At 65.1% G+C, this 12,222-nt stretch carries 16 protein-coding genes; 10 read left to right on the top strand and 6 right to left on the bottom strand.

From position 1 onward, the window contains the following. Positions 1 to 114: 114 nt before the first annotated feature. Both MKD38_RS12040 and MKD38_RS12035 read left to right on the top strand, forming a co-directional pair. Positions 115 to 384, top strand: coding sequence for a hypothetical protein (locus MKD38_RS12040; RefSeq protein ID WP_240988172.1), 270 nt, complete (start codon positions 115 to 117; stop codon positions 382 to 384). A gap of 181 nt (positions 385 to 565) precedes the next feature. Further along, positions 566 to 910, top strand: coding sequence for a hypothetical protein (locus MKD38_RS12035; RefSeq protein ID WP_231942128.1), 345 nt, complete (start codon positions 566 to 568; stop codon positions 908 to 910). A 45-nt stretch (positions 911 to 955) separates the two neighbouring features. On the opposite strand, the gene MKD38_RS12030 is transcribed toward MKD38_RS12035, so the two are convergent. Both MKD38_RS12030 and lexA read right to left on the bottom strand, forming a co-directional pair. Continuing rightward, on the bottom strand, positions 956 to 1,126 hold the full coding sequence (locus MKD38_RS12030; protein WP_012353085.1) for a hypothetical protein: 171 nt from the start codon (positions 1,124 to 1,126) through the stop codon (positions 956 to 958). 114 nt (positions 1,127 to 1,240) lie between these two features. Then, positions 1,241 to 1,894, bottom strand: coding sequence for a transcriptional repressor LexA (gene lexA / locus MKD38_RS12025; protein WP_115703541.1), 654 nt, complete (start codon positions 1,892 to 1,894; stop codon positions 1,241 to 1,243). A gap of 255 nt (positions 1,895 to 2,149) precedes the next feature. Between lexA and MKD38_RS12020 the strand changes: the two genes are divergently transcribed. The 8 genes from MKD38_RS12020 (at position 2,150) to MKD38_RS11985 (ending at position 8,186) form a co-directional block, all read left to right on the top strand. Then, the gene (locus tag MKD38_RS12020) at positions 2,150 to 3,142 is read left to right on the top strand and encodes an asparaginase (RefSeq protein ID WP_252677068.1); all 993 of its coding nucleotides are present in this window, start codon (positions 2,150 to 2,152) and stop codon (positions 3,140 to 3,142) included. Positions 3,143 to 3,262: 120 nt separating this feature from the next. Continuing rightward, positions 3,263 to 3,637 (top strand): 30S ribosomal protein S6, encoded by a 375-nt coding sequence (rpsF, locus tag MKD38_RS12015; RefSeq protein WP_010809513.1) that lies wholly within the window; start codon positions 3,263 to 3,265, stop codon positions 3,635 to 3,637. An 89-nt stretch (positions 3,638 to 3,726) separates the two neighbouring features. Beyond that, positions 3,727 to 4,026, top strand: a complete 300-nt coding sequence (gene priB / locus MKD38_RS12010; RefSeq protein WP_012353082.1) for a primosomal replication protein N — start codon at positions 3,727 to 3,729, stop codon at positions 4,024 to 4,026. A gap of 3 nt (positions 4,027 to 4,029) precedes the next feature. Continuing rightward, the gene (gene rpsR, locus MKD38_RS12005; protein WP_006163606.1) at positions 4,030 to 4,308 is read left to right on the top strand and encodes a 30S ribosomal protein S18; all 279 of its coding nucleotides are present in this window, start codon (positions 4,030 to 4,032) and stop codon (positions 4,306 to 4,308) included. 31 nt (positions 4,309 to 4,339) lie between these two features. After that, entirely contained in the window at positions 4,340 to 4,792 is a 453-nt protein-coding gene (gene rplI, locus MKD38_RS12000) for a 50S ribosomal protein L9 (protein WP_062800470.1), read from the top strand. A 164-nt stretch (positions 4,793 to 4,956) separates the two neighbouring features. Then, entirely contained in the window at positions 4,957 to 6,348 is a 1,392-nt protein-coding gene (locus tag MKD38_RS11995) for a replicative DNA helicase (RefSeq protein WP_115661877.1), read from the top strand. Positions 6,349 to 6,538: 190 nt separating this feature from the next. After that, positions 6,539 to 7,165, top strand: coding sequence for a DUF47 domain-containing protein (locus tag MKD38_RS11990; RefSeq protein WP_010809517.1), 627 nt, complete (start codon positions 6,539 to 6,541; stop codon positions 7,163 to 7,165). 13 nt (positions 7,166 to 7,178) lie between these two features. Further along, positions 7,179 to 8,186 carry an inorganic phosphate transporter gene (locus MKD38_RS11985; RefSeq protein WP_012353079.1) on the top strand — a complete coding sequence of 336 codons (1,008 nt, stop codon included), beginning with the start codon at positions 7,179 to 7,181 and terminating at the stop codon, positions 8,184 to 8,186. 72 nt (positions 8,187 to 8,258) lie between these two features. Here MKD38_RS11985 and MKD38_RS11980 read toward each other — a convergent pair whose 3' ends face one another. The 4 genes from MKD38_RS11980 to MKD38_RS11965 form a co-directional block, all read right to left on the bottom strand. Then, a complete protein-coding gene (locus MKD38_RS11980) occupies positions 8,259 to 8,939 on the bottom strand; it encodes a C40 family peptidase (RefSeq protein ID WP_252677066.1) in 681 nt (226 codons plus the stop codon). Positions 8,940 to 8,986: 47 nt separating this feature from the next. Next, positions 8,987 to 9,394, bottom strand: coding sequence for a hypothetical protein (locus MKD38_RS11975; protein ID WP_371925681.1), 408 nt, complete (start codon positions 9,392 to 9,394; stop codon positions 8,987 to 8,989). Between the two features lie 129 nt (positions 9,395 to 9,523). Next, on the bottom strand, positions 9,524 to 11,227 hold the full coding sequence (locus MKD38_RS11970) for a PhoH family protein (protein WP_116382909.1): 1,704 nt from the start codon (positions 11,225 to 11,227) through the stop codon (positions 9,524 to 9,526). A gap of 423 nt (positions 11,228 to 11,650) precedes the next feature. Further along, positions 11,651 to 12,115 (bottom strand): peroxiredoxin, encoded by a 465-nt coding sequence (locus MKD38_RS11965; protein WP_252677064.1) that lies wholly within the window; start codon positions 12,113 to 12,115, stop codon positions 11,651 to 11,653. Positions 12,116 to 12,222 lie beyond the last annotated feature (107 nt).

Here is a 12,222-nt window from a genome sequence, read left to right as displayed (position 1 = left end):
CGCTTTGATACAGCGGCCAGCGATTCCGGTTGCTATGCTGGCCGCAATTTCGCTCCTGCCGTTTCTCCCATGTTCCGGACGCCCGCTGCCGCTGTCTCCTTGCTACTGTGTTTGATGGCGCCATCGCTGGCGCAGGCCGACGACCGCGATTATCCCGGTGGCTATCGCCATGGCGGCGAATACAAGGAGAAGTTCCGTAGCGGCGGCTGCGAGGTGGAACGCGAGCAGAAGCGCGATGGCGAATACAAGGAAGAGCGCAAGTGCAAGGGCGGGCCGCGCGGTTACGAGCAGAAGCAGAAATACCGCGAAGGCCCTTGCCTGATCGAGCGCGAATGGAAGCGCGACGGGGAATTCGAAGAGAAGATCGAGTGCAAGCGCTGGTAACTGGTAAGCGCCTTGCCATGCCAAAGGCCGTTGCCGGCCAATGGCAAAGATCGAGATGGCGTGTGCCCCGCGTGCAGGTTAAAATCCGCACCCGGCGCCCACAATACCTGCACGTCCAAGGGCGCCGTTTTTCATTTCCGGGGGCGGTATGTTGGTTCGAACGGTACTGATTGGCGCAGCGATGGCAACCATGGTGGCAGGGTGTGCCACTGGCACTTCGGAGAAGGACGTCCGCGCTCGCCCGCCGATGCGGCTGTTTACGCCGGTCAAGATGGCCGAGGTCGCGAAATGCCTGCGCAACAATCTGGGCGATGAGGCTACGCTGGTCCAGTTGCCGGCGAAAAACCAGACCGAAATCCGTATCGGCCAGAGCGCGGCAAGCGGTGAGTATCAATACGCCTACCTGATCTCTCTTACGGCACAGGCCGATGGCACGGCGCTGGAATTGCGCAAGACCGATACCTGGTTTCCCCAGCTGACGCCGACGGAACTCGAGGCCGAAGCCAAGGCGTGCGCGCGTAGCTGAGCGGGGCAGAGGGCCGGCGACGCGGCAAGGGTCTGCCGATATCAGTCAGGCGGCCAGCTTTTCGGTGGTTTCAAGTTCCAGCATGCGGCAGATGGCCGCCATGCTGCCGACCATGGTACGGCGCTGCGTACCCTGGTAGACGCGTACGCCCTTGCTCTGGCGAAACGGCACGGGCTTGACCGGACGACGGGCGGCGACGTGGTGGATTTGCGGCATGGTGGCACCTCTTTTTAGGCAAAGCGGGGTCAACACCCGGCAAGCCGGGCGGCGTCTGCAAAGCAATGGAAGCGGGTGGGCCCGCGCAGGACGAGTGCCTGCGATGGTGCCCGGCTAGAAGCCGGAAGAGCGGATCAGCCCGACGGCGATGCCTTCCAGCGAGAACTCTTCACCAGGCTCGACGATGATGTTGGTGAAGTCCGGGTTCTCGGCAATCAGTTCGATATGGCCACCGCGCCGCTGCAGGCGCTTGACGGTGACGTCGTCGCCCAGTCGCGCCACCACGATCTTGCCGTTGGCGGCCTCGCTGGCGCGGCGCACGGCGAGCAGGTCGCCGTCGAGGATGCCGGCGTCGCGCATGCTCAGCCCGCGCACGCGCAGCAGGTAATCCGGTCGCTCATCGAAGACCGAGGCATCGACCTGGTACTGGCGATCGATATGCTCGGCGGCCAGGATGGGGCTGCCGGCTGCGACGCGGCCCACCAGCGGCAGCGTCAGCTGCATCACGCCAGCCATCGGCAACGAGAACTGGTCAGGCAGTTCCGAATCGCTGCGCGAGACCTTCAGGCGGATGCCACGAGACGCCCCCGGCGTCAGTTCGATCACGCCTTTGCGGGCCAGCGCCCGAAGGTGTTCTTCCGCTGCATTGGGCGAGGAGAAACCGAACTCCGCCGCGATCTCGGCGCGGGTAGGGGGGAAGCCGGTACGGCGGATCGTGTTGCGGATCAGATCGAAAATCTGCTGCTGCCGGGGTGTCAGGGTCGCCATGGGATCGCCGTTCCGTGCAGGGCCGCTGGCCTGGATGACGGAAGCACTGGTCCGTTATCCAGCATCCGGCGAGCCGGGCACTGTATGTTTAAACAGTATGCTGTGATTTTATACAGTATCGGCGTCAGTGCAAGCAGAATTTTGAGGCGTGTCGCATGGACGTCGGTCGATGCCTCTGATCGCGGCTGCGGCAGGGCGCGTGCGCCCGCTACAATCGCCTTTCCTTTGTCCAGATCAAAATCCTTGCGCGCTCCCATGACCCAATTGCCTCGCATTGTCGTATTGGCCACTGGCGGTACCATCGCCGGCGCGGCCGGCAGCGCCGCCAGCAGCGCTCGCTACCAGGCGGCGACCGTGCCGGTGTCCTCATTGCTGGCTGCGGTGCCGTCCTTGCAGTCGGTGGCCCGCATCGAGGCCGAGCAGGTGGCGCAGGTCGACAGCAAGGACATGACCTTCGCGCTGTGGCAAACACTGGCGGCGCGGGTCGAGCACTGGTCGGCGCAGCCCGACGTTGCGGGCATCGTGATCACGCACGGCACCGACACGCTGGAAGAATCCGCGATGGCGCTGCATCTGACGCAATCGTGCCCGGTGCCCGTGGTGCTGACCGCGGCGATGCGTCCGTCGACGTCGCTGTCGGCGGACGGGCCGCTGAACCTGCTCGATGCGGTGCGCGTCGCCGCCCATCCGGATGCGCGCGGCAAGGGCGTGCTGGTGGTGCTGAACCAGCAGATCCACGCGGCACGCGACGTGGCCAAGATGCATACGTCGGCGGTCGATGCCTTTGTCTCTCCGTGCGGGCCGCTGGGGTTCGTGCAGGACGACTACGTGCGCTTTGCCCGGGCGCCCCGGGCGGCTGCACCCATCGGCCCGATGCCGGCACGGTGGCCGGTGGTGGAGATCGTGGCCAGCTACGCTCAGCCGGGCAGGGCGGTGGTGGATGCGCTGGTGCAGGCCGGCGCCGCCGGGCTGGTCGTCGCCGCGACCGGCAATGGCTCGGTCCATGAGGTGCTGGCAGCGGCCCTTGCCGACGCCGCAGCAGCCGGGGTGGCGGTGGTGCGCAGTTCGCGTACCGGTGCGGGGCATGTGGCGATCCCGCCGCAGCCCAGCCCTGCCGACGGTGTGTTCGTGTCCGCCGCGGACCTCAACCCCTACAAGGCGCGCGTGTTGCTGGCGCTGGCCCTGGCGGCGGATGCCGGGCTCGCGCGCGACCCGGCGCGGCTGCAGGCGGTCTTTGCCAGCGCCTGATTTGCCCGTGAAATCAGCGGCTTGCGTTGTCGGCGCGGAGCGGGCTATAATTTAAGGCTATTCAAACCTTGCCACACCGGACTCGTGACGCCCGGGTGGCTAATCCCAAAAGGAGCGTCAATGCGTCATTACGAGATCGTCTTCATCGTCCACCCGGACCAGAGCGAGCAAGTGCCCGCCATGATCGAGCGCTACAAGCAGCTCGTGACCTCGCAGAACGGCAACGTTCACCGCGTGGAAGACTGGGGCCGTCGCCAGATGGCTTACATGATCCAGAAGCTGGCCAAGGCTCACTACGTTTGCCTGAACATCGAATGCGGCAAGGAAACCCTGGCTGAACTGGAACACGCGTTCAAGTTCAACGACGCCGTCCTGCGCCACCTGATCGTGCAGACCAAGAAGGCCGAGACCGCACCTTCGCCGATGATGAAGGAAGTGCAGCGCGAAGAAGCCCGCAAGGCCGCGCAAACGACCACCGAAGGCCAGGCCGCCTGAGTGCGGACTGCGGTGCGCGCCGTGGCTGACAGCGTCGGCCGGGGCGCGAGCGCAAACCGCAACGATTGCAACCAGCAAGAGGTCACGCGTTGAACCAGCTTCGGCTTGCCGCCACCCTGGCGGAACGCGATGCCCTGCGCTATACCCCGGCCGGGGTCCCCGTCGTGAACTGCATCCTGCAGTACAGCGGCGAGGCCGTCGAGGCACAGACGCCGCGGCAGGTCGAGTTTGCAATCGCTGCGATGGGAATCGGCCAGGTTGGCCAGCGTCTGGAGCGGCTTCCGCTCGGCACGCTGCTCGACTGCGAAGGATTCCTGGCCCGCAAGCACCGCAACAGCAAGGCTCTCGTCTTTCACATCACTGGATGTAAAGCATTCGAAAAGGATTGAATCATGGCATTCGTCAAACGTGACAACAAGAACAAGAAGCGCTTCCAGCAACAGAACCCGCTGTTCAAGCGCAAGCGCTTCTGCCGCTTCACCGTGGCTGGCGTCGAACAGATCGACTACAAGGATCTGGACACTCTGAAGGACTTCATCGGCGACAACGGCAAGATCACGCCGGCCCGCCTGACCGGTACCAAGGCTCACTATCAGCGTCAGCTGGATACGGCCATCAAGCGCGCGCGTTTCCTCGCGCTGATGCCGTACACCGACCTGCACAAGAACTGATCAGGCCCTAGGTCCGTAAGGAGAGAACACGATGCAAATCATTCTGCTGGAAAAAGTCGTCAACTTGGGCAACCTGGGTGACATCGTCAAGGTGAAGGACGGTTATGCCCGTAACTTCCTGATCCCGGGCAAGAAGGCCCGCCGCGCCACGCAAAGCGCGATCGCCGAATTCGAAGTCAAGCGCGCCGAGCTGGAAAAGGCCGCTGCCGAGAAGCTGGCCGCCGCGCAAGCCGAAGGCGAGAAGTTGAACGGCCTGAACGTCCAGATCACCCAGAAGTCGGGTGTGGACGGCCGCCTGTTCGGTTCGGTGACCAACGCCGACATCGCTGAAGCCCTTGCTGGCCAAGGCTACAAGCTGGAAAAGGCGCAGGTTCGCCTGCCGAACGGTCCGCTGAAGACGGTGGGCGACCACCCGGTCAGCGTTGCGCTGCACACGGACGTCGTGGTCGACGTGACCGTGTCGGTGGTGGGCGAGAGCGTCTAAGGACGCGCCGCCTCGACCGGCGCACCACGCCGGCCGAAGCCCGCAAGCATTGCAAAAAAGGCAGGAGCCCCGGCTCCTGCCTTTTTTGTTTCCCGCCTGCCCTGGACGGCGCTGTCGCCAAATGTACGGCGAAGTGTGTCCGCTCGCCGTTATAATCCCTCCCCATGAACGCGCCCGTCGCCGACCCCCAACTCGATAACCTCAAGGTCCCGCCGCACTCCATCGAAGCCGAGCAATCGGTGCTCGGTGGGCTGTTGCTGGACAATGCCGCCTGGGACCGTATCGCGGACTTCCTTTCAGAGGCGGACTTCTACCGTTTCGACCACCGGATGATCTTCCAGAGCATCGCCCGGTTGATCTCGGCGACCAAGCCCGCCGACGTGATCACGGTCTACGAGATGCTGCAGGTGGCCGGCAAGGCCGAAGAGGTCGGCGGACTGGCGTACCTGAATTCGCTGGCGCAGAACACCCCCAGCGCCGCCAACATCCGCCGCTACGCGGAAATCGTGCGCGAGCGCTCGGTGCTGCGCAAGCTGGTGACGGTGGCCGACGATATCGCCTCCGCCGCATTCGCGCCCAAGGGGCGCGAGGTGCGCGAGTTGCTCGACGAGGCCGAATCCAAGGTCTTTGCGATTGCCGAAGAAGGCTCGCGCGGGCAGAAGGGCTTCCAGGAAATCCAGCCGCTGCTGACCCAGGTGGTGGAGCGCATCGACGAGCTGTATCACCGCGATTCGACCACCGATGTCACCGGCGTGCCGACCGGCTTCATCGACCTGGACAAGATGACCAGCGGCATGCAGCCGGGCGACCTGGTCATCGTCGCCGGCCGCCCGTCGATGGGCAAGACCGCGTTCTCGCTGAACATCGGCGAGCACGTGGCGGTGGAGCAAGGCCTGCCGGTGGCGGTGTTCTCGATGGAAATGGCGGGCACGCAGCTGGCCATGCGTATGCTCGGCTCGGTTGGCCGCCTCGACCAGCACCGGCTGCGCACCGGGCGCCTGCTCGACGAGGACTGGCCGCGGCTGACGCATGCGATCCAGCGCATGAACGACACCCAGCTGTTTATCGACGAAACGCCAGCGCTGAACCCGATGGAGCTGCGCGCCCGTTCGCGCCGCCTGGCGCGCCAGTGTGGGCAGCTGGGCCTGATCATCATCGACTACCTGCAGCTGATGTCGGGCTCCGGCGGCGGCGAGAACCGCGCCACGGAGATTTCAGAAATCTCGCGTTCCCTGAAGGGCCTGGCGAAGGAGCTGAATTGCCCGGTGATCGCGCTGTCGCAGCTGAACCGAAGCCTGGAACAGCGCCCCAACAAGCGCCCGGTGATGTCCGACCTGCGCGAATCGGGCGCTATCGAACAGGATGCCGACGTGATCCTGTTCATCTACCGCGACGAAGTCTATAACGCCGACTCGCAGGACAAGGGCACCGCCGAAATCATCATCGGCAAGCAGCGTAACGGCCCGATCGGCACCGTGCGCCTGACCTTCCTCGGCCAGTTCACGAAGTTCGACAACTTCAGCGGCGGCCCGGCCTTCTTCGACAACGACACCTGACGAAGTCAAGCGGGTCGGCCCTCCGGCGTGCCTGCCCGTCTCGTTTGTGCCAAATACGCGGGCAATGTCCCGCTAACCCTGTAAAATATTGCGCTTTGATGACAGCCGCCATCCGCGGCCGTCATGCTCGCGTCCGCTTAATCCCGCAACACCATCCGCAGCGATACCACGCTGCCACAAGGAACATTCCATGTTCGGCCGATTCATGCCCACCGAGGGCAAGTTCTTCGAATATTTCAACCAGCATGCCGACTGCGCGGTGACCGCCGCCCATGAACTGCAGGCCCTGGTCAACGACCTGCCCAACGCCGAAGCCCATGCCCGGCGTGTCCAGGCCACCGAAAAGAAGGCCGATCGCATTACGCACGACACCATCGACCTGCTGCACAAGACCTTCATCACGCCGCTGGACCGCGACGAGATCCACAAGCTCATCACGACCATGGACGACATCCTGGACCTGATGGAAGACGTGGCCGAAACCATCTCGCTGTATGACGTGACCAACCTGACCGACGAGGCGCTGCGCCTCGCCGCGATCTGCGTGCAGTGCTGCGATCAGGTCAAGATCGCCGTGGGCCTGCTCGAGGACATGGGCAACGCCAGCACCATCCTGAAGACCGCGCAGCAGATCGACCAGCTGGAATCCGAGGCCGACCGCGTGATGCGCTCGGCGATGTCCAAGCTGTTCCGCGACGAGACCGACGTCAAGCGCCTGATCAAGCTGAAGGCGATCTACGAGCAGCTCGAGACGATCACCGACAAGTGCGAGGACGTCGCCAACATCATCGAAGGCATCGTCCTGGAAAACGCCTGAGGCGGTAATCGGCATGCAGACCATACAAATGAGCCTGTGGGTGATCGCCTTGCTGGTGGCGCTGGCATTGCTGTTCGACTTCATGAACGGCTTCCACGACGCGGCCAACTCGATCGCGACGGTGGTGTCCACGGGCGTGCTCAAGCCGCACCATGCGGTGGCGATGGCGGCGATGTGCAACGTCGTCGCGATCTTCGTATTCCACCTAAAGGTGGCGGCCACGGTCGGCACCGGCACCATCCAGGGCGGTGTCGTCGACCACTATGTCATCTTCGGGGCGCTGGTCGGGGCGATCGCGTGGAACGTCATTACCTGGTACTACGGCATTCCGTCGTCGTCGTCGCACGCGCTGATCGGCGGGCTGGTGGGTGCCGCGGTGGCCAAGGCCGGCACCGGCGCGCTGGTGGCCAGCGGCCTGCTGAAGACCGTGGCGTTCATCCTGGTGTCGCCTTTCCTCGGCTTCCTGCTGGGTTCGCTGATGATGGTCATCGTCGGCTGGACCTTTTTCCGCACGCCGCCATCGCGCGTCGACCGCTGGTTCCGGCGGCTGCAGCTGGTCTCGGCTTCGCTGTACAGCCTCGGCCATGGCGGCAATGATGCGCAGAAGACCATCGGCATCATCTGGATGCTGCTGATCGCCAGCGGCCACGTGCTCGCCGGCGATCCGCCGCCGACCTGGGTGATCGTCAGCTGTTACGTGGCCATCGGCATGGGCACGCTGTTCGGCGGCTGGCGCATCGTGCGCACCATGGGCCAGAAGATCACCAAGCTCAAGCCCGTGGGCGGCTTCTGCGCCGAGACCGGCGGTGCGCTGACGCTGTTCTTCGCCTCGGCGCTGGGCGTGCCGGTGTCGACCACGCATACGATCACCGGTGCCATCGTCGGGGTCGGCTCGTCGCAGAAAATGTCGGCGGTGCGTTGGGGGGTGGCCGGCAACATCGTGTGGGCCTGGGTGCTGACGATCCCGGCCTCGGCCTTCATGGCGGCGATCGCATGGTGGATCGGTCGCCATATCCTGTAACGCGGGACCGGCCGTCGATGCAAAAAAAGCCAGGCAAATGCCTGGCTTTTTTGTTTGCCGCGCGTGGCGGCTTCAGCGGTCGGCGAAGGCGGCGATGGGATCGTCGTCGTCGGGCAGCGGGGCAGGTTCCGGCACCAGAGGCGCCAGGGCGGGCGCGGGCAGCGGTGTCGCCGGCGCCGGCGGCAGGTTGACCGCACCGGCAACCACCCGCCGCGCGCCGTTGTAACGCGAGGCCCAGTAGGGCTTGCCCATGTCCTCCAGCCGCACGGTGCCGCCGGACGATGGCGCATGGACAAAGCGGTTCTGGCCGACGTAGATGCCGACGTGCGAGTTGGCGCGTCCGGTGGTGTTGAAGAACACCAGGTCGCCGGAAGCGACTTCGCTGCGGTCGAGCGAGCTGCCGCGCGTGCCCATGGCCTCGGTGGTGCGCGGCAAGTTGACATTGGCCGCGCGCGCGACCACATAGCGCACCAGGCCGCTGCAATCGAAGCCGGCATCCGGCGTATTGCCACCGTAGCGGTACGGGGTGCCGACCAGCGACATCGCCTGGATCGAGATTTCCTCGAGCCCGGCGCTGGGATCGGTCATGGGCTTGCCGGGCGTACGCGGCAAGCTGCCATGGCGAGAGGGTGGGGAGCTGGCGCACGCTGCCAGCAGCAGTGCGGCGGCGCAGAGCAGCGGCAGGCCGGCCCGGGCAAGCGGGCCGGGTAGTGCGGAAGGACTGGAAGAACTACGGGTACGGCGTAATGGCATCGCTGGATTCCGGTCGCCGGCCTGCCGGCGCACCGGAAGCCTTGCCGCTACCAGCGTAGCTGGGCGTTGCGCGTACCGGTGCTGACCTTGATCGACTTGGCCTGGCCCTTGTAACTGGCCTCGATATTGTAGCTGCCTTCGGGCGCACGTATCAGGCAGCGAGGCCCGGCGGCACGGAAGCTTGCGACCTCCTGTTCGTCGCGCACCAGCTTGACCGCCACATCGGACAGGAACTCGCCCGCGGCGCCCTGCGTAAACAGGACGCCGATATTGAAATCCTTCTCGCGCGCGCTTAGCGCCTGGCGCTCGTCTTCGGCGACGCCGCCGCAGACATAGCTGACCGGACCCATGGTGCGGATCACCAGGTCGTCAGCCGCCGCGCGCGCCTGAGGCGGGCTGGTCAGGAACATGGCGGCGCCGATCAGCGCGGCCAGGCGGAGATGCTGCGGTTTCATCGACGCCTCCAGTGGGGATGCGGGACAACAAGCGGACCTGCGGACATCATAGCCGCATTGCGCTTGCCGCTCACGACAGCGGGCCCGGGCCCCTTCCGCATGGAAGGGTGCCCGGGCCCGCGGCCCGCGTCAGAGCACGTCGCCGGCGTGGTCGGCCAGGCGCGAGCGCTCGCCGCGCGCCAGTGTGATATGGCCGCTGTGGCTCCAGCCCTTGAAGCGGTCGACCACATAGGTCAGGCCCGACGAGCCTTCGGTCAGGTAGGGCGTGTCGATCTGCGCGATATTGCCCAGGCAGATGATCTTGGTGCCGGGGCCGGCGCGCGTCACCAGCGTCTTCATCTGCTTGGGCGTCAGGTTCTGCGCCTCGTCGATGATGACGAACTTGTTGACGAAGGTGCGGCCGCGCATGAAGTTCATGCTCTTGACCTTGATGCGCGAGCGAATCAGCTCCTGGGTTGCGGCGCGGCCCCAGTCGCCGGCGCTGTCGTCGCTCTTCTGCAGGACTTCGAGGTTGTCGTCGAACGCGCCCATCCACGGCTGCATCTTCTCTTCCTCGGTGCCGGGCAGGAAGCCGATGTCCTCGCCCACCGGCACGGTGGCGCGGGTGACGATGATCTCGTTGTAGAGCTTCTGGTCCAGCACCTGCTCCAGGCCCGCCGCCAGCGCCAGCAGCGTCTTGCCGGTACCGGCCTGGCCCAGCAGCGTGACGAAGTCGATGTCCGGGTTCATCAGCAGGTTGAGCGCGAAGTTCTGCTCGCGGTTGCGCGCGGTCACGCTCCACACGTTGTTCTTGTGGTGCGTGTAGTCCTTCAGGGTCTGCAGCAGCGCGGTCTTGCCGTTGATCTCCTTGACCTGCCCATACAGCGGCAGGCTGCCGTCCACCGGTTCGAGGTAGACGAACTGGTTGACCAGGAACGACGGCACCAGCGGGCCGGTGAGCCGGTAGAACATGGCGCCGGACTTGGGGTCCTGCCAGCTTTCGACGCCCTTGCCGTGCTTGGCCCAGAAGTCGCCGGGCAGCTGCATCACGCCCGCGTAGAGCAGGTCCTTGTCCTCGAGGACCTGGTCGTTGAAGTAGTCTTCGGCCGGCAGGCCCAGTGCGCGCGCCTTGATGCGCATGTTGATGTCTTTCGACACCAGCACCACCTGGCGCTCGGGATACTGCTGCTGCAGCGCGCTGACCACGCCCAGGATCTGGTTGTCGGCCTTGCCCTGCGGCAGCCCCTCCGGCAGCTTGATGTCATTCAGGCGCGTCTGGAAGAACAGCTTGCCCTGCGCGTCGCGGTTGCCCAGGCTGGCCAGCGACAGGCCTTCGTCGAGCACGCCGTCGGTGCCGCCCACCAGCGAATCGAGCGTGCGGCTGACCATGCGCGCGTTGCGCGCGACTTCGCTCATGCCCTTCTTGTGGTTGTCCAGCTCTTCGAGCGTCATCATCGGCAGGTAGATGTCGTGCTCTTCGAAGCGGAACAGCGAGGCCGGGTCGTGCATCAGCACGTTGGTGTCGAGCACGAACAGCTTGCTCGGGCCTTCGGCCTTGCGCGCGCGGCGCGTGGTGCCGGTCGAAGGCTTGACCAGGCTCACCGGCGCGGCGGTGACGGCCGGCGTCGATACGGCGGGCGTCTCGGTGCTGCGGGCGCGGGTGCCGCCGGCGGCGCGGGCCTTGACTTCAGGCACCTGCGTGTCGCCGGTTTCCAGCAATGCCACGCGCTCGAGCGCCGGCACAGGTTTCTTGCCCTGTGTGGCGGCTTTGGCCTTAGGCACCGCGGAGACCGGAGCAAACTCGCTCGGGTCCAGCAATTGGGCAGGCTTGGCGGGCATGGTAGGCAGCGGCATGCTTGGCTTTCCTTTCAGGGGGACAAGAAGGGGGCGGGGATGTCCGGTACGCGGCGCCGCGCGATCTCTTCAGCGTGCGACGGGTTCGGGGCGGCGTGGCGGACCCAGGCCGGGGCATGCATGCGCGCGGCGCCCGGCGCGGACAACCATGAGGACAGACGTGGCTGCAAACAAAAAAGCCGCCATGCCTGCAGAACAGGGTTGGCGGCTCTTGGGCGGACTGCCGACATGGCAGGTCCGCTACCGGCCTGTGGCATGAAGCGCCTGGGCCGGGGAGTCGAAACAGCGTGGCATCCGGAATCTGAACTCATTACGGGCCAATGTATCTGAAGGCTTTGGGTTTGGCAATTGGGTTTGCCAACGTTTGCCACGACGCGTCCGGATCGGTGCCGTTACGGGCAACGCCAACGCTGCGGCGACGCTTCAGATGGCGCGCACCATCTCCAGCACTTCGTCGACGTGGTTGGGCACCTTGATGCCGCGCAGCTCGTGTCGCAGGATGCCCTTGCCGTCGATGACAAAGGTGCTGCGCTCGATGCCGCGGTGCTCCTTGCCATACAGCTTTTTCATCTTTATGACATCGAACAATGTGCACACATTTTCGTCGGCATCGGAGATCAGTTCGAACGGCAGTTCCAGCTTGGCCTTGAAGTTTTCATGCGAGCGCAGGCTGTCGCGCGAGATGCCGAACACGTGCACGCCGGCCTTCTCGAAATCCTCGTACTGGTCGCGGAAGTTCATTGCCTCGGTGGTGCAGCCCGGCGTGTTGTCCTTCGGGTAGAAGTACAGCACCACCGTCTTGCCGCGGTAGTCGGCCAGGCGGAAGGTGGCGTCGCCGGTCATCGGCGCGCTGAAGTCGGGGGTGGCCTTGTTGAGACTGACGGTCATGCTTGTGGCTCCTTGGGGGAGGGGCAGGGGATCGGTGAGATCGTTGGAATCGGGAGAGGGGCTGCCGCCTCAGCGCGAACAGATTGGGGCGCCTCGCGCGGACTTCA

The organism is Cupriavidus sp. WGlv3 (assembly GCF_023952475.1).
GTDB lineage: Bacteria > Pseudomonadota > Gammaproteobacteria > Burkholderiales > Burkholderiaceae > Cupriavidus > Cupriavidus phytorum.
Note: the sequence above shows the minus strand (reverse complement) of the source record. Positions and strands in the feature narration are given on the sequence as shown.